This is a genomic window from Bremerella sp. P1, assembly GCF_028748185.1.
In the GTDB taxonomy this organism is placed as follows: domain Bacteria; phylum Planctomycetota; class Planctomycetia; order Pirellulales; family Pirellulaceae; genus Bremerella.
In genome coordinates this window covers 3,057,965-3,082,592 of the sequence record NZ_CP118164.1, presented here as the reverse complement: position 1 = coordinate 3,082,592, position 24,628 = coordinate 3,057,965, and the positions used below count along the sequence as shown (strand labels likewise).

Annotated in this window: 16 protein-coding genes; 4 read left to right on the top strand and 12 right to left on the bottom strand. The window is 56.5% G+C overall.

What is annotated here, in order from left to right:
• Nucleotides 1-70 precede the first annotated feature (70 nt).
• The 5 genes from PSR63_RS12895 to PSR63_RS12875 all read right to left on the bottom strand — a co-directional run bounded on the left by PSR63_RS12895 (nt 71) and on the right by PSR63_RS12875 (nt 9,568).
• On the bottom strand, nt 71-1,534 hold the full coding sequence (locus PSR63_RS12895) for a glutamate synthase subunit beta (RefSeq protein WP_274333863.1): 1,464 nt from the start codon (nt 1,532-1,534) through the stop codon (nt 71-73).
• Nucleotides 1,527-6,137 (bottom strand): glutamate synthase large subunit, encoded by a 4,611-nt coding sequence (gene gltB / locus PSR63_RS12890; protein ID WP_274333862.1) that lies wholly within the window; start codon nt 6,135-6,137, stop codon nt 1,527-1,529. The genes PSR63_RS12895 and gltB overlap by 8 nt, the downstream gene beginning before the upstream one ends.
• Nucleotides 6,138-6,271: 134 nt before the next feature.
• Nucleotides 6,272-7,270, bottom strand: coding sequence for a LysR family transcriptional regulator (locus tag PSR63_RS12885; RefSeq protein ID WP_274333861.1), 999 nt, complete (start codon nt 7,268-7,270; stop codon nt 6,272-6,274).
• A 460-nt stretch (nt 7,271-7,730) separates the two neighbouring features.
• Nucleotides 7,731-8,861 carry a peptidylprolyl isomerase gene (locus PSR63_RS12880; RefSeq protein ID WP_274333860.1) on the bottom strand — a complete coding sequence of 377 codons (1,131 nt, stop codon included), beginning with the start codon at nt 8,859-8,861 and terminating at the stop codon, nt 7,731-7,733.
• Between the two features lie 134 nt (nt 8,862-8,995).
• Nucleotides 8,996-9,568: a DUF2179 domain-containing protein gene (locus PSR63_RS12875; RefSeq protein WP_274333859.1), complete on the bottom strand. Its 573-nt coding sequence runs from the start codon at nt 9,566-9,568 to the stop codon at nt 8,996-8,998.
• Between the two features lie 322 nt (nt 9,569-9,890).
• Between PSR63_RS12875 and PSR63_RS12870 the strand changes: the two genes are divergently transcribed.
• The gene (locus PSR63_RS12870; RefSeq protein WP_274333858.1) at nt 9,891-10,823 is read left to right on the top strand and encodes a metallophosphoesterase family protein; all 933 of its coding nucleotides are present in this window, start codon (nt 9,891-9,893) and stop codon (nt 10,821-10,823) included.
• Here the strand turns inward: PSR63_RS12870 and PSR63_RS12865 are convergent.
• The 4 genes from PSR63_RS12865 to argH form a co-directional block, all read right to left on the bottom strand.
• A complete protein-coding gene (locus tag PSR63_RS12865) occupies nt 10,820-11,854 on the bottom strand; it encodes an endonuclease/exonuclease/phosphatase family protein (RefSeq protein ID WP_274333857.1) in 1,035 nt (344 codons plus the stop codon). The two genes, PSR63_RS12870 and PSR63_RS12865, sit on opposite strands and share 4 nt — an antisense overlap.
• Entirely contained in the window at nt 11,851-12,837 is a 987-nt protein-coding gene (locus PSR63_RS12860; RefSeq protein WP_443111118.1) for a sigma-54 interaction domain-containing protein, read from the bottom strand. The genes PSR63_RS12865 and PSR63_RS12860 overlap by 4 nt, the downstream gene beginning before the upstream one ends.
• A 106-nt stretch (nt 12,838-12,943) precedes the next feature.
• Entirely contained in the window at nt 12,944-15,148 is a 2,205-nt protein-coding gene (locus PSR63_RS12855) for a hypothetical protein (RefSeq protein ID WP_274333855.1), read from the bottom strand.
• Nucleotides 15,149-15,226: 78 nt separating this feature from the next.
• Nucleotides 15,227-16,615 carry an argininosuccinate lyase gene (argH, locus tag PSR63_RS12850; RefSeq protein ID WP_274333854.1) on the bottom strand — a complete coding sequence of 463 codons (1,389 nt, stop codon included), beginning with the start codon at nt 16,613-16,615 and terminating at the stop codon, nt 15,227-15,229.
• Nucleotides 16,616-17,154: 539 nt separating this feature from the next.
• Between argH and carB the strand changes: the two genes are divergently transcribed.
• The gene (carB, locus tag PSR63_RS12845; protein ID WP_274333853.1) at nt 17,155-20,430 is read left to right on the top strand and encodes a carbamoyl-phosphate synthase large subunit; all 3,276 of its coding nucleotides are present in this window, start codon (nt 17,155-17,157) and stop codon (nt 20,428-20,430) included.
• Nucleotides 20,431-20,551: 121 nt separating this feature from the next.
• On the opposite strand, the gene PSR63_RS12840 is transcribed toward carB, so the two are convergent.
• A complete protein-coding gene (locus PSR63_RS12840) occupies nt 20,552-20,827 on the bottom strand; it encodes a ferredoxin family protein (RefSeq protein ID WP_274333852.1) in 276 nt (91 codons plus the stop codon).
• A gap of 121 nt (nt 20,828-20,948) precedes the next feature.
• Between PSR63_RS12840 and PSR63_RS12835 the strand changes: the two genes are divergently transcribed.
• Nucleotides 20,949-22,361, top strand: coding sequence for a sigma-70 family RNA polymerase sigma factor (locus PSR63_RS12835; RefSeq protein WP_274333851.1), 1,413 nt, complete (start codon nt 20,949-20,951; stop codon nt 22,359-22,361).
• Nucleotides 22,362-22,384: 23 nt separating this feature from the next.
• Nucleotides 22,385-23,164, top strand: coding sequence for a class I SAM-dependent methyltransferase (locus PSR63_RS12830; RefSeq protein WP_274333850.1), 780 nt, complete (start codon nt 22,385-22,387; stop codon nt 23,162-23,164).
• Here the strand turns inward: PSR63_RS12830 and PSR63_RS12825 are convergent.
• Both PSR63_RS12825 and PSR63_RS12820 read right to left on the bottom strand, forming a co-directional pair.
• Complete coding sequence (locus PSR63_RS12825) at nt 23,161-23,517, bottom strand: hypothetical protein (protein WP_274333849.1); 357 nt, start codon at nt 23,515-23,517, stop codon at nt 23,161-23,163. The genes PSR63_RS12830 and PSR63_RS12825 overlap by 4 nt on opposite strands.
• A 2-nt stretch (nt 23,518-23,519) precedes the next feature.
• Nucleotides 23,520-24,593, bottom strand: coding sequence for a DUF1559 domain-containing protein (locus tag PSR63_RS12820; protein WP_274333848.1), 1,074 nt, complete (start codon nt 24,591-24,593; stop codon nt 23,520-23,522).
• Nucleotides 24,594-24,628 lie beyond the last annotated feature (35 nt).

The window sequence follows — 24,628 nt, the reverse complement described above, 5'->3', positions numbered from 1 at the left end:
TTTTGGCGACTCACCCTAGCTTAGAGCATATGAGGTGAAATGAAACACCTTGCTTTCATCAGCAGTGCTGTTACGGCAGTGAGCTGACACCCATCAAGTACTTATCGCACTCGCGAGCAGCGGCTCGGCCTTCGTTGATGGCCCAGACAACCAGGCTCTGACCGCGGCGGCAGTCACCGGCGGCGAAGACGCCGTCGACTGACGTGGCGAAGCGTCCATATTCGGCTTTGAAGTTGGATCGTTGATCCGTTTCCATACCAAGCTTTTCAACGAGGGTCGCTTCGGGACCGAGGAAGCCCATGGCCAGCAGGACGAGGTCGGCCTTGAAGACCTTCTCGCTGCCGGGGACTTCGGCCATGTTCCAGCGACCGCTGTCATCCTTGGTCCACTGGACCGTCACCGTCTTGATGCCAGCGACGTTGCCGTTGCCATCGTCGATGAATTCCTTCGACAGGATGCAGAATTCGCGAGGATCGTTGCCGAACTTCGCTTCGGCTTCCTGGTGACCGTAGTCGACGCGGAAGACACGAGCCCATTGCGGCCACGGGTTATCCGGAGCACGCTCGGCCGGCGGCTTCGGCAGCAGTTCAAAGTTGACCATGCTGGTGCAGCCATGACGGATCGAGGTACCGATGCAGTCAGTACCCGTGTCACCACCACCGATGACGATCACATTCTTGCCTTCAGCAGAAATGTAGTTGCCATCTTCCAGGTTCGAGTCCATCAGGCTCTTGGTGTTGGCCCTCAGGAATTCCATGGCAAAGTGAACGCCGTTGAGGTCACGGCCAGGGATCGGCAGATCGCGGGGCTTAGTCGCACCGACGGCCAGAATGATGGCGTCGTTTTGATCTTTCAGTTCGGCGATGTCGATGTTCTGACCAACGTGAGCATTGGTAACGAACTTGACGCCGGCAGCTTCCATCAGGTCGACACGACGCTGGACGGTGTCCTTGTCGAGCTTCATGTTCGGAATGCCGTACATCAGCAGACCACCGATGCGGTCGTCGCGTTCGTACACAGTCACGTTGTGGCCGGCCTTGTTCAGCTGTTCAGCCGCGGCCAAACCAGCTGGACCGGAACCGATCACGGCGACCTTCTTACCGGTGCGGTGCTCAGGCACCATCGCGGTGACCCAACCTTCTTCGAAGCCGCGATCGATGATCGAACATTCGATGTTCTTGATCGCAACCGGTGGGTTGGTGATACCCAGCACGCAAGCGTTTTCGCAAGGAGCAGGGCACACGCGACCGGTGAACTCGGGGAAGTTGTTCGTCTTGTGCAGACGATCGAGTGCTTCCCGCCAGCGGCCTTTGTAGATCAGGTCGTTCCACTCAGGAATCAGGTTATCGACAGGACATCCAGTCGTGCTTTGGCAAAACGGAACGCCGCAGTCCATGCACCGAGCACCCTGCGTTTGCAGATGGCTGTCGGTGACTTCAATTTGAAATTCGTTGTAGTCGTTGATACGAACCAGCGGATCACGATAGGGAATGGTGTTCCGCTGAAATTCCATAAACCCAGTAGGCTTACCCATTGCTTTCGGCTCCGCTTAGTTGAACATCTTCTTCTTCATCGTGTTGCATGCGTTCGTTGAGGACACGCTTGTAATCAATCGGCATGACCTTCACGAACTGAGTGACCGCAGTTTCCCAGTCGGCGAGAACCTTCTCGGCCACCGGCGACTGCGTGTACTTGGCATGCATTTGGATCAGGCCTTTTACCTCCACGATGTCGCTGGGGTTGTCCAACCGCTCTAGCTCGACCATTCCCAGATTGCAATTTTGCAGGAAGTTGCCTTCGTAATCCCAAATGTAGGCGACACCGCCACTCATACCGGCTGCGAAGTTGCGGCCAGTCGAGCCCAGGACGACCACGCGGCCCCCGGTCATGTATTCACATCCGTGATCTCCAACTCCTTCGACAACAGTGTGCGCACCGCTGTTCCGGACACAGAATCGTTCGGCAGCCCGACCTCGGAAGAAGGCCTGACCCCGTGTCGCCCCATACAGGCAGACATTACCCACGAGCATGTTCTCTTCCGCCTTGAAGGAACTTGACTTGTGAGGATAGATGATGACGCGACCGCCTGAGAGGCCCTTGCCGACGTAGTCGTTCGCATCCCCTTCCAGCTCCAGGGTTACCCCGGCAGCCAGGAAGGCACCAATACTTTGACCAGCCGAACCATGCAGCTTGACGTGAATGGTTTCGTCCGGCAGGCCGTTTTCACCGTATCGCTTGGCGATCTCGTGGCTGAGCGTGGTGCCGACGGTACGGTTGATATTGATGATCGGTGTTTCGATCCGGACCTTTTCTTTCTTCTCGAGAGCCGGCTGCGACTTCTCGATCAGCATGTTGTCCAGAGCCAGTTCCAGGCGGTGATCCTGCTTCATCACGTTGTATTGTGGCGAATTCGGATTCTTGTTTTCCGCTGGCTTCAGCAGTGGAGTCAGGTCCAAACCGTCGGCTTTCCAATGCTGGATCGCCTTGTTGGATTCAAGCAGGTCGACGCGGCCGATCAGTTCGTCCATCGTCTTAACGCCAAGCTTAGCCATCAGTTCGCGAGCTTCCTCAGCGACCATGAACAGGTAGTTCACGACGTGCTCAGGTTCGCCCTTGAACTTCTTACGAAGCTCTGGGTCTTGCGTGGCGATACCAACCGGGCAGGTGTTGAGATGACACTTCCGCATCATGATGCAGCCCAACGTGATCAGCGGTGCGGTCGAGAAGCCCATTTCTTCGGCTCCCAGGATCGCAGCGATCACGACGTCGCGACCGGTCTTCAAACCACCGTCGGTCTGAAGGATGACACGGCTACGCAGGTCGTTCATGACCAGGGTCTGGTGCGTTTCGGCAATACCCAGTTCCCAGGGCAGACCGGCATGCTTGATACTGGTCAGCGGGGAAGCACCGGTACCGCCGTTGTCGCCGGCGATCAGGATATGATCGGCCTTGGCTTTGGCAACCCCGGCAGCAATCGTACCGACACCGATTTCGGAGACTAGCTTCACGCTGATACGAGCTTCCGGATTCGCGTTCTTCAGATCGTGAATCAGCTGCGAAAGGTCTTCAATCGAGTAAATATCGTGATGCGGCGGAGGACTGATCAGACCGACGCCAGGAGTCGAGTAACGCAGGCGAGCGATGTACTCGTCTACCTTCTTGCCTGGCAGCTCACCACCTTCACCGGGCTTGGCACCCTGCGAGATCTTGATCTGAATCTCGTCGGCGTTGGTCAGGTAGTTGATCGTCACACCGAAACGGCCCGACGCGACCTGCTTAATAGCCGAACGCTTCGAGTCGCCGTTTTCCATGGGCTGGAAGCGAACCGAGTCTTCACCACCTTCGCCCGTGTTGCTCTTACCGCCGATGCGATTCATGGCGATGGCGAGCGATTCGTGGGCTTCGCCGGAGATCGAGCCGTAGCTCATCGCCCCGGTGCAGAAGCGTTTGACGATCTCGCTGGCAGGCATGACCTCTTCGATCGGAATCGACTTGGCGTCTTCCGTAAAGGTGAGCAGGCCGCGCAGCATGCAGCGGTTGCGAGAATCCTCGTTGACCAGCTTCGCGAACTGGTTGTACGCTTCGCGGCTGTTGGTTCGTGCGGCGACCTGGATGTTGGCGATCGCATCGGGGCTCCAAGCATGGCGTTCCCCGCCGGCTCGCCAGTGGAATTCACCTTGGTTCGGCAGCACCGGCAGACGACCGTCTTCACGCAGTGGGTAGCCTAGTTCATGACGACGCAGCAGCTCTTCGGCGAGAACCTTGAAGTTCACACCCTGAACGCGGCTGGAAGTACCAGCAAAGCAGCGCTTGATGACTTCGTCTTGTAGACCGAGGGCTTCGAAGATCTGAGCACCCTTGTACGACTGCAGCGTACTGATACCCATCTTGCCCATCACCTTGAGGATACCCTTGGCGACACCTTTGCGGTAAGCAGCCACGAGGGAATCGTCGTCAGGGTATTCGTCGGACTTGAACAGGCCATCGGCACGCGATTGCCACAGAGCTTCAAATGCCAGGTAGGGGTTGATCGCATCGGCACCGTAACCCACCAGCAAGCAGTGGTGATGCACTTCGCGAGCTTCGCCCGTTTCGAGGATGATACCGATCTGCGTACGCTTGGCGGCACGCACCAGGTGATGGTGAACCGCACCGGTGACCAGCAGCATGCTGACCGGAACGCGTTCGGCACTGATCTTACGATCGCTCAGAACAATGTTGCTGTAACCTTCGTCGATCGCCGATTCGGCTTCAGCACAAATGCGATCCAAGGCTTTGACCAGGCCGTCGGTACCTTCGCTGCGAGCGAACGTGACGTCGATGACCTTCGTCTTCCAGCCACGGTGATCCATGTGCGAGAAGGCAGCCAACTCTTCGTTGGTCAGAATCGGATGCGGAACCAGCAGACGGTGAGCATGCTCTGGCGAGGTTTCCAGCAGGTTGCTTTCCGGGCCGATGTAGCATTCCAGCGACATGACGACTTCTTCCCGAATCGAGTCGATCGCCGGATTGGTCACCTGGGCGAACAACTGCTTGAAGTAGTCGTACAGCATGCGAGGCTTGTCGCTCAAGCATGCTAGGGCCGAGTCGTTACCCATCGAGCCGATCGGATCACGCTTTTGCTCGATCAGCGGCAACAGCATGAAGTTGAGCGTTTCGGACGTGAAACCGAAGGCCTGCATACGTTGCAGCAGGGTCTCGGGATCGAAGCCGTGTGGCTCTTCGTTCGGGCTCAGCTCGGCCAGTTCGATGCGTTGTTCGCGAAGCCAGTTGGAGTAAGGACGTTCGCGAGCGAAGCTGCTCTTGAGCTCTTCGTCAGGAATCAGGCGGCCTTCTTCGAAGTTGATCAGGAACATACGTCCTGGCTGCAGGCGGCCCTTTTCGATCACGATGCTCGGATCGACAGGCACAACCCCCACTTCACTGGCCATGATCACGCGGTCGTCGGACGTCACGTAGTAACGACTCGGACGCAGACCATTGCGATCGAGCACGGCACCAATGTAGCGACCATCGGTAAACGCGACCGAAGCCGGACCGTCCCATGGCTCCATCAAGCTGGAGTGGTATTCGTAGAACGCACGCTTGTCTTCGGCCATCGTTTCGTGCTTCTGCCACGCTTCGGGAACCATCATCATGACGGCTTCCTGCAATGTACGACCGCCCATCAGCAGGAACTCGAGGACGTTGTCAAACGTACCGGAGTCGGAACATTCTGGCTCGACGATCGGGAAGAGCTTCTTCAGTTCGTCACCGAACAGTTCGCTCTTGGCCTGACCTTCGCGGGCCTTCATCCAGTTGGCGTTACCGCGAACCGTATTGATTTCACCGTTGTGGGCCATGAAGCGATTCGGCTGGGCACGGTCCCACGAAGGGAACGTATTGGTGCTGAACCGCGAGTGAACCATCGCCAGGTGCGTGGTGTAGTCTTCGCACTGCAGGTCACGGTAGAACGGCACCAGTTGAGCCGTCGTCAGCATCCCCTTATAGATGATGACCTTGGTCGACAAGCTACAGATGTAGAACAGCGTGCGCTGAACGAGGTCGACATCGCCGCGAAGCAAGTGGCTGGCACGCTTACGGATCATGTACAGTTGGCGTTCGAAGGCATCCCCTTCCAGGTCACCACCGGCCGAGACGATCAGCATCTCAATTTCAGGCATACATGCCAGCGCGGTAGGACCGATGTCGGCGCCTTCGGGATTGGTAGGCACTTTGCGCCAGCCAACGAGAACCTGACCATGTTCTTCGATCAGCTTTTCGACCGTCTTCTTGCAATGCTCGCGCGACTTGACATCGCGGGGCAGGAAGACGATACCGGCGGCGAACTTACCTGGTTCCGGCAGTTCGGTATGGAGATCTTCCTTGGCAACACGAGCCAGAAACTCCAGCGGCAGGGCCGTCAACATACCGGCACCGTCGCCTGTGTTGGCTTCACAGCCGCAACCGCCACGGTGGTCCATGTTGATATTCATCGCCTCGGCATCGAGGACCATCTGGTGGGTTCGTTTGCCCTTGATGTGGGCAACAAAACCAACGCCGCAGTTTTCCCTCTCCATTGCCGGATCGTACAAACCTTCCTTACCGGGCCGCTCGGTCCGATAAGTTCGCGAGGTCGGTTGGTTTGGCTGGATCATGGTTCTACCTTCTTCTAGCTAAAACTTCGGGCCGCGCGCCCGGATGTCTTCAATGGGGTGTTGGATCTAGTCGGTAGACAAGATCTCCGCAGGCTTATTCCCCTTGGAGACTTTGTCTTCGAGCGGGGAACGTCTTAGGTGCGTGCCGAAACTCCGTTTTCAAGATCACTATTGGCACCGGCAGCTTCCTCATCGGCGAAGCTGGCCGAAGCCTGTTTAACTTCCGCCTCGGAGCCAGTGGCATCCGAGTTTTCTGCTTTCTCATGCAGCAGTTGAATGAAACGGCGAGCCGTCTTCCCTAACTCTTTGCCTTGCCGGGTGACGATACCCAGCGGTCGAGACAGGGGGGCTCCTTCGATAGGCACAGCCACGAGCGAACCGGTTTCCAACTCGCGTGTTACCGTGTCGATCGGTAACAGGCCAAAACCGGCATCAATCTCGATGGCCCGCTTGATAGTCTCGATGTTGTCAAATTCCATGACAACTTGAACGTCAGCCCCGGCAGAAGAGAGCACGAAATCGATTTCGCGACGAATCTGCAATCGGGTGTCAAAGCCCACCATGCGGCGACTATCGAGTTCGTCGAGCCAGACCGTTTCACGATCGGCTAGTTCGCAGCCAGGTGCGCAGACCAGGAACATGGGTTCCGCACGCCACATGTCGACTTTGATACTCTTGGACGCCTTCGGATAGCTAACCAGACCGAAGTCGACCTGATCCGTCTCGACCAACTGCACCACCGTGTCGGGGTGATGATATTGGAGACGAACATTTGCCTTGGGATGTTTGCCTAAGAACTCCTGCACACAGGCATTCATATGGCTCAGACCTACCGAGTAGATCGAAGCGATGGTTACCTGTCCGGCGAGTTCCTTGTGGAACGTGCGGACGTCCTCTTCCAAGGCATAGTATCGCTGAACGAGTTGGCGGCAGCCTTGATAGTACAACTCGCCTTCGGCGGTCGGAACCAAGGGACGCTTTGAGCGATCAATAAGCTTCACCCCGAGACGTTCCTCCAATTGGTGCACCACCTGGCTCGCGCCAGATTGCGAAATGCCGTTCTCATCCGCAGCTCGTGAGAAGCTGCGTTGACCGACAACGTCGCAGAACACCTTGAGGGACTTTACGTGCATAAACGTCTTCAGGAATTGAAGGGGGAACTATGCGGAATTTAGATACTGGTGAAATCCAAGATTAAAATCCGAAATGTAAGGTTATTGATCCCAGCCCCCATCGTCAAGCATGTCGAGGTTTAATTTCCCTAAGTTTACTACGGGTGAATAGTAGCAATTTACGTAAGTTGTGATGTGGTCAGAAATTAGCCACATAACAAGCAGCCCTTTAAACGCCCTCTTCGTGGAATAGCTGCGCGTTATTTTCCGTTAAGGTTTGGCGCTTTGAGAAGTGCTAGCAATTGTGGGCGCATTAAAAAGGCACGTCTTAGGACGTGCCTTACATTACCGAGACTGAACTTAGGGGTCGCCAGGCCGATGAAAGGCCAAGGAGACACTCTCGTTTGTCAGGAAAACCTGGCCATAATTATAGAAATTTGCGCAGCAGGATCACATATACAACTTTGCGCGCGTTGTGTTTTTACGGCGCTTTGTTGGGTACGTACTCGTGATTGCGTTTGCGGATCACTTCGGCCTTCAAGATTCGGTCGGCAGCCGGACCCGATAGCCCACCTGGTTCGCGACGCGTGATCTTGGAAAGGACATCCTTCCCTTCAACCACTCGACCAAACACGGTGTGCTTGCCATCGAGATGCGGCGTGGCCTGGAAGGTCAGGAAGAACTGCGATCCACCGGTGTTCTTGCCCGCATGGGCCATGCTGAGCGTGCCGGCGAAGTGATCGCGGGCATCATCTTCATAGCATTCGCAGAAGATGTTGTATCCCGGTCCGCCGCTACCATCGCCTTGGGGGTCACCACCTTGAGCCATGAAGTGCGGGAGAACCCGGTGAAATGGGAGACCGTCGTAGAACTTCTTCTCGACCAGACTCACAAAGTTGCCAACCGTATCGGGAGCTTCGTTTTCGTAAAGTTCGATGACCATATCTCCCTGCGTGGTCGACATCTTCACCCGGGGAAGGTCATTTGCCTCGGCTTCCTTCTTCCGCAGTTCTTCTTCGCGGACCCACTTTTCCTTGAGTTCGGTCGCCATGACACCGTTCTGCCCGACACGATCGTCGATCGGCAGCATCTTTTCCCGCAGCTTCTTGAAGGCTGTTTCTGCCTCTTCGAAGTGGTCGGTCCCAAAGGCCGCGACGACCTGGTTAGCCAGCAGTTCGTTTTCGTCGAACCCGTTGTCCAGCAGCAAGTGGACTAAACGATAGCCACGCTCGTAGTCATCCTTTTCCAGGGCATCGGCCAGGACTTTGGCCAAAAAGAGCTTGGCATCTTGATCGTCCGGCGAGGTTGCCAGGCGTTTCACGGCAGCGTCTTCGATCTTAGGCAATAAGACCATGCCCTGCTCCAGGATTTCGTTGTACTCCTTACGAAGCTTAGGCAAGTCTTTCTCTGGTGCCAGGCGATAGGCCTGCTGAACGCGGCGAAGCTCGGTGATGATCTCCTTCCACTGAGCGATCATCGTATCGAAATCGTCTTTTTCTCCGGTCGAAGCGGTTGCTTCAGCCTCAGCGGCTCCTTCCGGAGCTTGAGCCAAGAGAGCGACGGGAGCTAAACAAGCCAACAGAAGGACCAACCATAACGTTCGGGCAGGCATCAAACGAACTCCTATTTCATTGCGAGCCCACTCAGGGCGCATCTGGGGGGCGAATTCAATCTCCCGATTCTTTAGTACCGCTGCCCAGGGGTCAAGCAGCGGTAAGGCAGTTTACGGCCGTAACCCCCAACAATTCACTTCATCTTGAAGACAGCACGCCAACCGGTTGCATGCGGCAGCGCTTCGGCGAAGCGTTCGCTTTGCTCCTGGACCGGCTCGACCGTGTAGAACACGTTCGGCTTCAGAAACTTCACCATCTTCAATAGCTTGGCGACCTCACGCCGGGCGCAGCGGACATAAATCAGGTCGACCGGGCCTTCTACCCCTTCTCCCTCAAAGGTCGTAGCGCGAAAGCCGCTCGTTCTCAGCGTTCGCACGATTTCGGCGTCGTCCTCCTGGGCAATGATGCGAACCACCACCGAGCCCAAGGCCAAGTGTCGCTCAAGTCCAATCCCCACGGCGTTCCCCAGGGCAAACCCACCTGCATAGGCAACCATCAAGATCGGACTCTCCGAAACCCCCATGATGACCTGCGACAAGGCCGCAATCCAAATCAGCACTTCAAAGAAGCCCAGCACGACTGATAGCCCCATGCGTCCTTGAACGACACAAATGGTGCGCAAGGTTCCAATGGACACATCGACCATGCGAACCAGGAAGATCAACAGCGCCAAAACCCAGGGCGAAAGTTCCGAAAGCCATTCCATAGGACGACTACATGACCGGGAGAGGGGAGGGGACCGAAATGGAAGCGACGTATTCTATCGTCGGCCTTGGGTTTAGGGGATGGGACAATCTGAGCATCGGCAGGGAAGACGGTCACCCGCATCTGTGGCTGGTTACGACCGGGATGTAGTAAGAAGTTTTTCGAGATTTGTGCGCATTGGGTAAGAACGCCATTCGATGTCCGCAAAATGGCCCGTTGCTTATCGATCCATCAGAAAACGGGACTAGAATCGCGTTTCAAACGCTGGTGCGAATCGTTCGATTTAGCTGGCTGCAACCAACTCTCTTCGCTTGGAGGTCCCGATGTCTCTCATACGTCGTTCATTCTTACAAACCTTATTCGGCGGCAGCCTGGCCCTCACCGGCGGCGTCACCTTGGCCGAAGAGACTAACTCAACCAACTCGACAACCGATAGCCCCTTTACGGTGGCCTTCCTGACCGATACCCATCAGCCGGCAGGAAACGGCGAGGTCATGCAGAAGGTCGAGCAGCTTCTGGACACGATCCAATCGCGCGAAACATCGCCCGGGCTGTTTGTCTTTGGCGGCGACAATGTCATGGCGGTTGACGGCGGGCAAGCCGACGAGCAAGTCGACATCCAGTTCCAGCAATGGAAAGAGAACGTCATCGACCGACTCAAGGTCCCCAGCGTCAGTTGCATTGGCAATCATGACATCCGTTGGAAAGACCATGTCAAAGACCAGGCAGAAAGCTACCTCGAGAAGAAGCGAGCCGTTGAAACGTTCGGCATGCCTTCGCGGTACTACGCGGCCGAACACGGCGGATGGCAGTTCTTCTTGCTCGATACGTTTCAACATAACGGATGCGAAATCGATGATGCCCAGTGGAAGTGGTTTGAAGAGGAACTCGCCAAGAGCGACAAGCCGGCCTGCGTGGTCACCCATGCTCCGCTGATGTCCGTGACGCACTTCTACGAACCATCCACCGACAAAGGCCTGGGCAAAGGATACGTCGTGCCTTCCGGCTGGTCGGCGCATAAGCTGGCCGACATCCGAAAGCTATTTCGTAAGTACCCGCGGGTAAAACTATGCTTGAGCGGTCACATGCATACGGTCGATCGCGTCGACGTCGATGACACCACTTATATCTGCGGTGGAGCAGTGAGTGGGAATTGGTGGGGCGGAAAAGAGTATCTCGGCTGCCCGGCGTGTTGGATGGAGCTGAAGCTTTACCCCGATGGAAGTTGGTCGCACACGCGACACGAGTGGAGCTAGTTCATGAACACTCCGTCTCCTCGCACTTTCGGGCTGACGGTGACGCTCACGCTGCGATGGTCCGAACCCATCGGGCCGCCGACCTCTCGTCCCCAGTATGTAAGATCGTCGCTGATGAAGATGTGGTCGAGCGACAGCCCCAGTGGGAAGATCGGCATGACATACCAAGTGGGTGTCATGTTGGCGACGTGCTCGGCTCTTCGCAGCCCGCTGGCCAATTCAAAGTCGTGAAAGAAGGGAGACCAGGGCGTTACGTTGAAGTCTCCCATCACAATCGTGGGTAGCCCTTCGTATGCCGATTCGGGATGTTGGACTCTCTGTGCCAACATTTGCAGGTGCTGGTTCCGCGAGCGAAATCCACGGTCTCGGATCGGCGGCAACGGGTGCGTTCCGATAACACGATACGATGTCCCTTCGACGTCCACTACCGCTTCGATTGAAGCAATCCCTTCATTCAAACGAAAGATCTGCCAGTGCTGGATCGGGTGACGCGAATAGAGCCCCATGCCAAAGTTCCCGCGATCGTCCGGGTGAATTACCTTATACGCGTAGTCTGTATGCGTGGCGGCTTCGATCTCTTCTGCCCACTGGGAGTCGATCTCCAGCACGACGAAGACATCAGGCTGGTCGCGGAGGATGTCGGCTAGTACGGCATCGACGTTTCGATTACTCGTCAACACGTTGCAAACGGTTACATTCATCACATGCTGAACGTCAGGCACTCCACCAACATTCTGGAGGCCAGGCAAAAACCAGGGCGTATGTACCAGGAAACAAGCCAGGGGAATGGCGAGCCATATCCATCGCCGATAGATCGCACAGGTGGCGATCAATACGACCGCGACGAGAACCTGTTGAACCCTTAGGTTGGCCAGAAGATCCCACACCCAGTAGATTCGGGCAAACCCTGTCAGAATGGTTGCCGCAGCGAGCAGGACGATCAGCAAAGAAGAATAACGCCAGAGACGAGCAATAAGGAACTGCTTCCACGACCTTTCAGCCGGAAGCTCAGCCTGCCCTTGGGCGATCACGACTCGATCTCGTATTCTTTCAGCTTCTTATGCAGCGTATTGCGATTGATACCCAGGCGAGTAGCAGCCTTGGTTTGCACGTTCGCACAGGAAGACATGACCTGAACGATCAGTTCTTTCTCGACGCGATTCACAACGCGCGAGTGGAGGTCTTCCGCTTCTGCGTCGGCATCTTGCAGGCCTTGCTGAACGACTTCAAATGCCAGCGTGTCGAAGTCAGCCACACCGCGGCCGAGACTCATGGCCGAGCGATTATCGCCGCTGCGAATCTCTGGCGGCAGAAGGTCTATCGCCAGTTCGTCCCCTTCGGCCAACACGACGGCGCGTTCGACGTAGTTTTGCAGCTCACGCACATTCCCGGGCCAGCTATGGTCCTGCAAGGCTTCCATCGCTTCGCGCTGGATGTGAACCACGTGTCGATCGTTGACTTCGCTGTAGACGTTCAGAAAGTGAGCGACCAGTTCGGGGATGTCCTCGCGGCGTTCACGCAGGGGCGGAATGCGGATCGGAACGACATTGAGTCGCCAGTACAAGTCTTCACGGAACTTGCCTTCACCAACTTCTTCCAAGAGGTGACGGTTACTCGCGGCAATCACGCGGGTATCAACTCGGATCGTGGCCGTATCACCAACGCGTTCAAATTCACGTTCTTGCAGCACGCGTAGCAGTTTCACCTGCAGGTGCAGCGTGGTGGAGTTGATTTCATCGAGGAAGATGCTGCCACCGTGGGCTGCTTCAAATCGCCCGGTGCGGTTGCCGATGGCCCCGGTAAAGGCCCCACGAACGTGACCGAACAGTTCACTTTCCAAGAGGCTTTCACTCAGAGCACCACAGTTCACCTTCACGAAAGGCCCCGAAGCTCGCTGGCTCAGGCGGTGCACTGCCGAGGCAATCATTTCCTTACCGGTACCCGTTTCACCGAGCAGAAGCACGGAAGCATTCGTCTGGGCGACTTTGCGCGTGAGACGATAGACGTCCCCCATAGCCTTACTCGATCCGATCAGGCCGGGGATGGGTGGTTCGTACCCTAAGGGTGCGTAGTCTTGCGTGTAATTCGAAGTCGTTTCGGAATACAGTCCCATTGCTAACCTACGAGCCGATCTTGGCCGGTTGGTCGAAACGAACGTCTTGGGTCGGCGCCTCGATGATGTCCAGAATTTTGCCAAGCACGGCCTGCGTCTCGGGGTCCAATTCCTCCGAGGCGTTATAGCGGTCGTACTGGGCGACGATCTGATCTTTGGTGAGGAGGATCCCGCGACGCTCAATCGCGGACTTCAATGCGTCGGCACATGCCTGACGCAGGGCAGCTGGATTGAATGGATCGCTGGCATAGTCGACCAATGCCGTTTGAGCGGCAGGCGTACCAAGCTTGCCAAGCAGGTTGGCAACATTCGCAGTGACGCTTTGGTCCACCAGGCGGCGGACGCCAATCTCTTCAACTTTCAGGAAGTCGTAGAAGTCGTATTCATCGGACGCATCCAGCATGCGGCTGATTTCGGCGATCGCGAACTCGGCATCGGCTTCGCGTTCGTCGGCCGGAACCAGCAATCGCCCCTGGGCCAGGTAAAGCTGCTGCAACTGAAAGACAAAGCCTTCGACATCGTTGGGACGAATCATCACCACGGTCAGCGGATCGTCCTTGGTTCGCAGCTGATAATGAACGACTTCACCAATCGGGGCGATGATCCCAATTGGCAGATCGGCCGTGCGGCGATCTTTCCGCAGGATCTGAACCGACTCCATCATGGCCGGTAAAGCCAGTGGCTTGCTGATAAATATGGCTTCCACGTCCGGCGAGGAGTAGGCTTGCTTGAAGAACTCTCGGCCCCCTGGTGTGACCAGCGGTTCAAGCTGCAGTTCCGCCAGCAGACCAGCCATGCGTTGGGCATTTTGTTGATGCAGTTCACCCAGCAAGATATTTCGCTTGCCCTGGGCGGCCGCCATGAAACCGAGCGTATCCAACAGTTCGGCTGAACCGGCATACGGCGTCTTCGGATCGATGGTCAGAATCGCTTTCGCAGCGGCTCGGCGGATGCGATACACAGGCGACTGCAGGGCCAAAGCCAATGGGCTAAGCTTTCCTTCAACCGCGATCAATAGGTCCGCGTTCTTGGTCGCGCCGATCTGCTCACAGGCAACAACCGCGGCCTGCGAGAACTTACGATCTTCCAGGGCTTTGGTTAGTGCTGCCTGGAGAAGCTCGACTCCGTGCTGGTCAACCAGTTTCTTGAGTTCGGCATCAGACTCGCCCAAGACACCCATTCGCTGCATGGCAGCCAAAGCGGCTTGAACCTGGACCTCGGCATTGGTTTGGTCCAGCGCGTAGAGGTCGCGAAGTAACTGACCAGCGGTGATCACTTCTGCATCCGCCGGTGGAACCGGGGTCATCACGACTTGCTTCTTGGCGGCATCCCACGTCCAAAGTTCGACCAGGCCCTCTTCGTTGACCGTAAACATCGGACCATCGCCCAGATACATCTTTACCCGCTTGATCAGGTAGGTTTTGACGTCGCTCTCGCTCGGTCGCGACTTGACCGTCGCATCCAGGTACTCACCGATCGCCGATCGCAACTGATCGTCATCGGTCAGAACGTACGGCCCCACAAGGAACTGCGTGGCTTGCGTCAGGTCGAGCTGCCGGGCAACGTCGACCAGTTCGGCGACGAGCAATGGATCGGAACTATCGAGCGCCGCGAGCAGCGGATCACGGATCGGCCGATCAAGCAGGACCAGCATCTTCTTGGCAGCGGGACGGACGGCTTCTCGGCTGGGGTCGGCGAGCGCGGCAAACAGCGGATTGGCAGCGTCGGCACCAGCGTTCTTCAGTTGTTGAACCGCCTTTTTGCGTGTGACTTCATCCTTGTCAATCAATTGATCGACAAGCTGGCCAAGTCGCTGCGGATCTTTGAAGTAGGTGTCGAGCTTGGTCAGCAGCAAGGTCGCTGCCTTGGCACCCTCAGGCTGCAGCGCATCGATCGATTGCAGACGGAAGATACGACCGGTCCCCAGCTTCTGCTGAGCGGCCAGAACCTCGTCTTCGGGAGGATCGTTCTGAATCAACTTATTCAGATAGGCTTTGGCCAAATCGGCACGGCCCAGATCGACCGAAAGAATGGCCGCATTGATCAACTGCTCAGCTGTGGTCGGGTTCGACTCTTTAATTGCTTGAATCGCCGCCGTGTCGACAGGTGCTTCGGGCGCGGGCTGTTCCGGTTGCTGTGCCAGTGCATCGGAAACGATGACCGAACCAACAAGGAGAGCGATCGTAAAAGCAAACTTAAGGAATCGTTGCATCTGATTTTCGCAAGGTTAGTGGGGATGGCATTCCGGATGAAAATGCCCATTCCTTGGCAAGGAAACAATCCTGAGCGGTCAGCTCAATTCTAATTGCTCCTTCCAGCGAACCACTTGCTTTTTCACCATGTCAGGCGAGGTTGAGCCATAACTTCGGAATGCAGCGACCGCTCGCTCCACTCCCAGGACGTCATAAACGGACTTATCCAATGAATCGTTAACGGCCGTAAAATCCTCGAGCGGCAATTCGGCCAGGCGACATCCCTTTTCCATCGCCGTAGCGACCAGGCTACCAATCTGATGATGGGCCGTTCGCTGGGGAGTCCCTTTACCAATCAGGTACTCCATCAGCGTGGTCGCATCGAGGAAGCCATCTTCCAGCCGCGAGTTGATCGAATCGGTGTTCAACTTGGCCCCTTCAACCATCGAAGCCGCCAGGTCGAGTGAGCGATGAACCGTATCAACCGAATCGAACAGCCGCTCTTTGTCTTCTTGCAGGTCTCGGTTGTAGGCCAGTGGCAGTCCCTTAATGAGGACCAGCAGCGACTGGAGGTTCCCAATAACGCGAGCCGTTTTTCCGCGAATGAGTTCGCACACGTCCGGGTTAATCTTCTGCGGCATGATCGAACTGCCGGTGCAGAACTGCTGCGGAACCTGAATGAATTTGAATTCGACGCTCGACCACAACACCCACTCGTCGGCCCAGACGCTCAGATGCTCGGCAATCATCGTCAGACAGAACGCGTACTCCACCAGGAAGTCACGATCGCTGGAGACGTCGATACTATTGGCGGCCACAGACTCGAATCCCAACCGCTTAGCTACATTTTCGCGATCGATCGGAATCGTCGTGCCGGCCAACGCGGCGGTGCCCAAGCTGCAGACGTTCACGCGGCGACGGCAATCGGCCAGACGCTCGCGATCGCGTTGGAATTTCTCGGTGTAAGCGAGCCAGTAGTGCGGGGCGAGCACGGGCTGGGCTCGCTGCATGTGCGTGTAGGCTGGCAGAATCACGTCCATATCCGCATCGCAGCGACCAACGAACGCGACCTGTAACTGCTTTAACAGTTGATCTGTTTCGTCGATGGAATCGCGAATCCACAGCCGTGCGTCGGTCGAAACCTGATCATTTCGACTACGACCGGTGTGCAGTTTTCGTCCCACATCCCCTAAGCGATCGACCAGTGCGCTTTCGATGTTCATATGAACGTCTTCCAGCTTCTCGTCGAACTCAAAATCACCGTTGTCGATCTCGCCCTTAATAAGTGCCAGCGCCGTCGTGATTTGTGCTGCCTCATCACTGGTCAGCACGCCCACATCGGCAAGCATCTCGGCGTGGGCGATCGAGCCACGGATGTCCTGGGCGTACAGTCGGTGGTCGAAGCTGATGCTTTCGGTGAACTTTTCGACCCGTGTGTCGACTGCGGAGTTAAAAACTCCACTTTGAGAGGGGCTGTTCCGCGACAAGGTTGCCTCAGAATTATGCAAGGACTGACGTGTATTAAGATTCGTAAACCACTTAAATGCTAAGTGGATCGGTAACCACTGTCAACGCGCCAGATTAGGGGCTGCGCAGTTATTAAGCATCGTACGAGACGAAATCGAATCCTTTGATCGATACAGCCGGAATGATGCGCGCAATCATGGGAAATTCGGATGCTTCTAGGCCATCCTGTTATTTCCCGCAAACTGTTACGCCAAGCCGATGCCCACGCTTCATGCACCACATGCCACGTTGTATCAACCCAAATTCGCCGGTTCTGCAAATTCGGTCTAAATCCCCAGCACGTAATTATGTTTCGGAAGAATAGCCCCCGCTCGCGATAACCTAGTGGATGCGGACGCGATTTGATCAGTCGCGCTTTTTTGAATGCCTTTAGCGCGCCCCTTGTTATCGCGTCGATCGTGCGGTTAAATTGGTGGGATTTTGCACTTCAAGTTCATGAAGACAGGGGTCACTACGCGCCTGTCACCGCCCTCACTTCAGCCCAGTACGAGAGCCCCCAGTGCCGCGACGCGACGATATCAAAAAGATCTTGATCATTGGTTCCGGTCCTATTGTGATCGGCCAGGCCTGCGAGTTCGACTATTCCGGCACCCAGGCCTGCAAAGCGCTTCGAGAAGAAGGTTACGAGGTGGTGTTGGTGAACTCCAACCCAGCCACCATCATGACCGATCCGGACACAGCTGATTCGACTTACATCGAACCGCTGACCGTCGACATCCTGGAAAAGATCATCGCCAAGGAAAAGCCATGTGCCTTGCTGCCCACCCTCGGTGGACAAACGGGTCTCAACTTGGCCATGGATCTCGACAAGCACGGAATCCTGGAAAAGCACGGCGTGGAAATGATCGGTGCCCGAGCCGATGTCATTGCCAAGGCCGAAGAGCGTGAACAATTCAAACAGGCGATGGGCAAGATTGGCCTGGACGTCTGCAAAGGGGCCACGGTCCATACGGTTGCCGAAGCTCGGGCCGTGCTGGAGGAAGTCGGCCTGCCGGCAGTCGTTCGCCCTAGCTTCACGATGGGTGGTTCTGGCTCCAGCATCGCCTACAACCGCGAAGAGTTCGATTCGCTGGTTCGCAACGGCCTCGATCAATCGCCGGTCACCGAAGTGCTAATCGAAGAATCGATCATCGGCTGGAAAGAGTACGAGATGGAAGTGATGCGTGATCGCGACGACAACGTCGTGATCATCTGCTCCATCGAAAACTTCGATCCGATGGGCGTTCATACCGGCGACAGTATCACCGTCGCCCCAGCCCAGACGCTGACCGACAAAGAATACCAGCGGATGCGTGACGCCTCGCTGGCCGTCATCCGTGAGATTGGCGTCGAGACCGGCGGCTCGAACATTCAGTTCGCATGCGATCCGAAGTCGGACCGGATGATCGTTATCGAGATGAACCCGCGCGTGAGCCGCAGCTCGGCGTTGGCTTCCAAGGCAACCGGCTTCCCGATCGCCAAGATCGCCGCCAAGCTGGCCGTCGGTTATCGCCTGCACGAACTGCCTAACGATATTACTCGCGAGACGATGGCCTGCTTCGAGCCATCGATCGACTACGTCGTTACCAAGATTCCTCGCTTCGCCTTCGAGAAGTTCCCCGAAGCCGACAGCACTCTGACGACCCAGATGAAGAGTGTCGGCGAAACGATGGCCATCGGCCGAACATTTAAGGAATCGTTCCAGAAGGCGTTGCGTGGCCTGGAAGTCGGTCGTTTCGGCTTCGGCTGCGATGGCAAGGACCTCTGGGGTACCGACGAACAGCCCACCGAAGACGAAATTCGCGCGAAGCTCGCCAAGCCCAATGCCGAACGTCCTTGGTTCATCCGCTACGCACTCAAGTCTGGGATGACGGTTGCCCAGCTGTATGAAATCACGGGCATCGACCCATGGTTCGGCGATCAGCTCATGCAGCTTGTCGAGTATGAAGACGAGCTGGCTTCGATTGGTTCGATCAGCGAGATCTCGGACACGAACCTCCTGAAGGCCAAACGCTGGGGCTTCTCGGACCGCCAACTGGCGACCCTGCTCAAGAGCAGCGAGATGGAAGTCCGCGGCGAACGAAAGAAGCGGGGCATTGCCGCGATCTACAAATCGGTCGATACGTGTGCCGCCGAATTTGAAGCGTACACGCCTTACTACTACTCGACCTACGAAATCGAGAACGAAGTCCCTGCGAAAGACCCGGAAAAGAAGCGGATCATGATTCTGGGTGGTGGTCCGAACCGAATCGGCCAGGGTATCGAGTTCGACTATTGCTGCTGCCATGCCTCGTTCGCTTTGAAGGAACTGGGCATCGAATCGGTGATGGTCAACAGCAACCCTGAAACGGTCAGTACCGACTACGACACGTCGGACCTGCTGTTCTTCGAGCCGCTGACAACCGAAGACGTCTTGAACATCTGCGACGTTGTTCAGCCGGATGGCGTGATCGTTCAGTTCGGCGGTCAAACGCCACTGAACCTGGCTCGCGGTCTGGCGAACGCTGGCGTGCCGATCATCGGTACGAGCGTGGATACGATCGATGCCGCCGAAGATCGTGAACAGTTCCAGCAACTGCTCAACCGTTTGAATCTGAAGCAGCCACCCAATGCGATCGCTCGCAACATGAGCCAGGCCCGCGCCGAAGCGGCCAAGGTTGGCTACCCGGCACTGGTTCGCCCCAGCTTCGTGCTCGGCGGCCGTGCGATGGAAATCTGCTACGACGACAAACAGTTCGAGCGTTTCGTTGCCGAAGCGTTCCTGGTCGCCCAAGGGCAGCCGGTGCTGATCGACAAGTTCCTCGAGGACGCGACCGAAGTCGACGTCGACTGCATCAGCGACGGCGAGAACGTGATCGTCTCTGGCGTGATGGAACACATCGAAGAAGCCGGCGTGCACAGTGGTGACTCGGCCTGTGTGATTCCTCCGTACAGCCTGCCAGGCCCGATCGTTCAGGAAATCCGCGAAGCGACCATCGCGATGGCGAAGTACCTGAAGGTTGTGGGCTTGATGAACGTCCAGTTCGCCGTGAAGCAAGAAGAGGGCGTTACCAACGTCTACGTGCTTGAAGTGAATCCACGTGCCAGCCGTACGGTGCCGTTCGTCGCCAAGGCGACGGGCATGCCGGTAGCCAAGATCGCCGCCAAGGTGATGACCGGCTGCACGCTTACCGAACTGGGTATCACAGGCGAACCGATCCCAGCTCACGTTTCGATCAAAGAGTCGGTCTTCCCATTCCGCAAGTTCGCTGGCGTCGACATCGTGCTCGGCCCTGAAATGCGATCGACCGGCGAAGTAATGGGGATCAGCGAACGGTTCAGCCTGGCGTTTGCCAAGTGCCAATTGGCCGCCGGCGTGGTGCTTCCACAACCGGAAGACGGCAAGATCTTTGTCAGTGTTTCGGGTCGTCACAAGGACCAGATCGCCGATATCTCGGCTCGCCTGCGAGACCTGGGTTACGAACTATTGGCCACCGACGGCACAGCCCGCCGACTGGAAGAAGCAGGCGTGCCTGCCCAGCGAATCAAAAAGCTGGCCGAAGGTCATCCGAACCTGTTGGACCTGATGATCGACGGCGCCGTTTCCTTGGTGATGAACACGCCTAACGGTAAGGGTGCCCGAACCGACGAAGGCCGCATCCGCGCCGCTGCCGTCCAACATGGCATCCCATGTATCACCACCATCCAAGCTGCCGAAGCCGCCACCAAGGCAATGGAAGCGTTGCGTCAAGAAGAAATGGAAGTCGAATCCCTGCAAGACCGCTTCAAGCAGGTCAAGATTCATCAGACGACGTAATGCCTGAGGTCACTTCTACCTTAGCTCTAAAGCCCCAGCAGGGCAGCCGAACATAAACCAGGGGTACGCACCCCTGGTTTGCGTTTGGCAACCAATTTAAGCACCAAAGTGTGTCTGAAATCTATTGGGCAAGTGGTGGCTTCTTAGTCACAATCGACGGCAACTTCGCCGCCATCTCTTCGTTGATCTGAATGAACTCCTGGCACTCATCCGGCACTGAATCTTCATGGAAGATCGCCGCGACAGGACATTCCGGCTCGCAGGCACCACATTCAGTGCAAGTTTCCGGGTTGATATACAGCATCGTTTCCCCCTCGTGAAAACAATCCGCGGGGCAAACGGTAACACAGTCGGCATACTTGCAACCGTCGCATAACGACGTAACCACAAAGGCCATGAGAACTTTCCTCGTGTTTTGGTGTCCTGATTCTTACGAGGAAGCATTCCTCGTCTAAGAGGTACATGCGTTTTCCTTTCGTGTTTGGTCACGACGCGAAGGGTTTTCAGAAAGTTTTCCCGTGTCCCAGGCAGAGCCCCAATCCGAACTAAGCTCCAGGGAATTGCTCGCGGGTTGGATCGCGAGGAGCCCTGGTGCGGCGGATCGTATCGTTTCGCGATATGCAGCACGTCTCTTGCCACTGATCCGGCAACAAATCTCGCAGAAGCTGCGAAGCCGGATCGATGCCGAGGACATCACACAATCGGCAATGGGCAGCTTCTTTCTTAGGGCAGCCGACGACCAATTTGTGCTAGAGCGATCGGGAGACCTCTGGAGATTGCTGGCCGCAATCTCTCTCAATAAGCTCCGCCGAAAAGTTGCCTGGCACTTGGCCGCGAAACGTTCCGTCGAGCGTGAGGAACTTCCGCTGCTTTCAAGCCCTGACGCGGCTCCCTCACATGAGGATGCCCTCGCGGTCTTAGAGATAGCCGATGAGATCTTTCAGGAACTACCCGACGAAGCAAAAACGGTGCTCAAGCTCACTTTGGCAGGGAATACGCCTGAGGAAATTGCCATCGAGCTGGGCAAATCTCCACGCACAGTCCGAAGGTGGCTACAGACGCTTCGTGAAACGCTGGAGCGAGAGCTCTCTCCGCCAACATTTCCCCAAGCAGATCCTCGAGCAACGCTATCCTGGGAAGACTATGTACTGAAACAGCACGTCGGTAGCGGCGGGTTCGGGAAGGTTTATCGGGCAATTGAGAAACGCCGCAACCGCACGGTGGCTATCAAAGCACTCCACAAACGCCATCAGAAAGATCCGTCTGCGGTCGAGCACTTCATCCAGGAATCGATCTTGTTGGGCAAGATCCATCACCCGTGTGTTGTCGGCATCCACGGGCTCGGGCAATACCCAGGCGGAGGCTACTTTCTGGCGCTCGATTGGGTCGAAGGTGAGGACCTGCAGCAGATCATCGATCGGCAGCCCCTAAGCAGTAGCGAAGCGATTCGCGTCATCCTCCAAGTTGCGTTTGGCATCCAAGCCGCTCACGAGGCAAACATCATTCACGGAGACCTGAAGCCGGGGAACATTCTCCTTTCGAGAAGTGGAACGGTTCAGGTCTCTGACTTTGGATTCGCCGCGTTGCGATCGGATCGACGTGCCATTCACAGGATTCGTGGCGGGACCATCGCGTATCTTGCGCCGGAACAACTTCGTAATGCATCGATTGATAACACGATCGACATCTATGGGCTGGGTGGACTGCTGTACGCACTGCTTACTGGCAAACCTCCTCGCAGCGGCTCCCCTGACCAAATACTGAGGCAGCTTGAGAATAACTCGCCATCGGTGCATCCCTCCTCCGTTCGCCCAGATTTGAATATCGTTCCCGAATTCGATGAGCTTATTATGCGGTGCCTCGACCCCAATCCTGCTCGTCGATTTCGCGATATTCTCACATTTCTCAATGCCGTCGACCGCATTCATTGACGACTACTACAAGGCACATACCCATGGACGTTCTCAAGCACAATCGTGATGCGTGGAATCGACTCGTCGTGGAGCACGACCGGTGGACGGTCCCTGTTTCCAGCGAAAAGATCGCTCAGGCCAGGGCAGGGGAGTGGTCGCTGGGGCTTACGCCGACCAAGCGCGTTCCGCGGCACTGGTTTCCGGAGGATCTCTCCGGCGTGAAGATCTTGTGCCTGGCTTCGGGCGGTGGACAGCAAGGGCCGACCCTTTCTGCTGCCGGGGCGGATGTGACGGTGTACGACAACTCGCCCAATCAGCTTGCCCAGGACCGTTTCGTCGCCGAACGCGACGGGCTTTCGCTCACGACCGAACAGGGAGACATGGCCGATCTTGCGGTGTTCGCCGATGATTCGTTTGATCTGATCTTTCACCCCTGCTCGAACTGCTTTGCCGAGAATATCCTGCCGGTATGGAAGGAAGCCTACCGCGTCCTAAGACCAGGCGGAACGCTTCTAGCAGGGATCTGCAATCCGGTGCGATTCATCTTCGACGTCGCTGCCGAGGAAGATCGAGGCGAACTGGTCGTCCGCCACAACATTCCCTATGCAGACGTAACCCACCTGAATCCTGACGAACTCGACAAGATACTGAAGACACAACCGCTGATGTTTGGACACACGCTGGAAGACCAACTTGGGGGTCAGATGCAGGCCGGGTTTCATCTCATCGAACTTTATGAAGATCGTTGGGACGAGAGTGATTTGATTTCCCGCTACCTCAGCTCTTTTGTGTCGACACGAGCCCTCAAGCCAGAGCATTAATCAAGCCGGGGCAGGGGAACCGCCTTTTGCGTTTGCTCCTGCATTAGCGTCCTGACCGAGGCGTAGGCCAGTTCCCAGTGACCGTCGCTGGCCTGCTGGGCGATTCCCTTCAACCAGGCTGCTTCCTGGGTTTCCAGTTCACCGTCTTCGGTCGACTGATCGATCATCTGTGTGATCTTCGCGACCTTTGCTTCATTCTTTCCATTGCAGGCCGATCCCAGCGCCATCGCATAGTCGTATCCTTTGCGGCTGATCTCACCAAATGTCGGACGCGTGAGCCAATAGGCGACTGCTGCGACGACCAGGACAACAACAAACGCGACACCTGTTACGGCTGGTTTGGACATTTCCATGATTAGAACCCCCGAGACTTAATGACTTCGCCTTCGTTCATGCTCGCCAATTCGGCAGCCAGAATCAGATCAATCGTCTCTGGTTGCAAGCTGACCGAGCCATCGCCGAAGAGGACATTCCCGCCGCCTGGGTGTTCCGAATACATCTGCCCGACGTGCAGAGTCGGAAAGTTCATCGGGTGAATGATTGGATCGCCGGTGATATCCAGTTCGCCGCCCGAGGGTCCCACATGCATCATGACCAGCGTAGCCGCGGCGTCGGGGCCATTTTCAGGCGTGGAGTATCTCGGATGGGTAAACGCGCCCGGAACGACGCCGACCCAAGTCTTGTCGCTGAGCTTCGAGGAATGCTCGCTGATGAACAGCGTGTTGGTCGTTCCGTCGGTCACGTCGCGGAAGCTGACCTTCGAGTTGCGATAGAAAGGTCCATCAGCAACCTTCGAAGCATCACCATGGATCTGAACGGTGGTCGTGGCACCGGTATAGATGTTGGTGAACACCGGGCCACTGGCCGACGCCCCGCAGTCTCCCCAGCACGACTCCTGCCCGTGACTGGCGATATAGTGAGACCGCCCCACGACGATGTCGCTGCCATAGCGAGTCAAAGCACCACCCGAGCTGTCTCGGACTGTGAACGGGTCGTGGTCTCCGCTGGATGACGGACAAAGATAGGCTTCGAGCCTCGTATTGATGAAAGGCCGATTCGCTGAATCCCAAATAGGCTGCCCCATGTTCAGCGAATCGGTGATGGTGCGCTGCTCCATGAACGGAAGGATCAACGCGGCCCAGCCCCAGCCAGGTGCCGCATCCCACGTATCGGAATCGATCGCAGCCGACGCAGGCCCACTGCCGTCCCGCGTGGCGTAGCTGACGTAGCCTGAGGGAAAGACCCGGTGGGTGGAAGCGTAGTTGTGGATGGCCAGGCCGATCTGTTTGAGGTTGTTGGTGCACTGCATCCGCCGAGCCGCTTCTCGGGCTTGCTGGACCGCCGGTAAAAGCAGCGCGATTAAGACGCCAATGATGGCGATCACCACCAACAACTCGACCAGAGTAAATCCTCGTTGGGATCGATTCATTTCAAAGAGGCCTTCTACCCACGATTAGCAAGTAC

Bases quoted from the DNA above. Each gene is read 5' to 3' on its own strand.
- PSR63_RS12895 (WP_274333863.1), bottom strand. From the start codon at position 1,534: ATGGGTAAGCCTACTGGGTTTATGGAATTTCAGCGGAACACCATTCCC.
- gltB (WP_274333862.1), bottom strand. From the start codon at position 6,137: ATGATCCAGCCAAACCAACCGACCTCGCGAACTTATCGGACCGAGCGG.
- PSR63_RS12885 (WP_274333861.1), bottom strand. From the start codon at position 7,270: ATGCACGTAAAGTCCCTCAAGGTGTTCTGCGACGTTGTCGGTCAACGC.
- PSR63_RS12880 (WP_274333860.1), bottom strand. From the start codon at position 8,861: ATGCCTGCCCGAACGTTATGGTTGGTCCTTCTGTTGGCTTGTTTAGCT.
- PSR63_RS12875 (WP_274333859.1), bottom strand. From the start codon at position 9,568: ATGGAATGGCTTTCGGAACTTTCGCCCTGGGTTTTGGCGCTGTTGATC.
- PSR63_RS12870 (WP_274333858.1), top strand. From the start codon at position 9,891: ATGTCTCTCATACGTCGTTCATTCTTACAAACCTTATTCGGCGGCAGC.
- PSR63_RS12860 (WP_443111118.1), bottom strand. From the start codon at position 12,837: ATGGGGGACGTCTATCGTCTCACGCGCAAAGTCGCCCAGACGAATGCT.
- PSR63_RS12855 (WP_274333855.1), bottom strand. From the start codon at position 15,148: ATGCAACGATTCCTTAAGTTTGCTTTTACGATCGCTCTCCTTGTTGGT.
- PSR63_RS12840 (WP_274333852.1), bottom strand. From the start codon at position 20,827: ATGGCCTTTGTGGTTACGTCGTTATGCGACGGTTGCAAGTATGCCGAC.
- PSR63_RS12830 (WP_274333850.1), top strand. From the start codon at position 22,385: ATGGACGTTCTCAAGCACAATCGTGATGCGTGGAATCGACTCGTCGTG.
- PSR63_RS12825 (WP_274333849.1), bottom strand. From the start codon at position 23,517: ATGGAAATGTCCAAACCAGCCGTAACAGGTGTCGCGTTTGTTGTTGTC.
- PSR63_RS12820 (WP_274333848.1), bottom strand. From the start codon at position 24,593: ATGAATCGATCCCAACGAGGATTTACTCTGGTCGAGTTGTTGGTGGTG.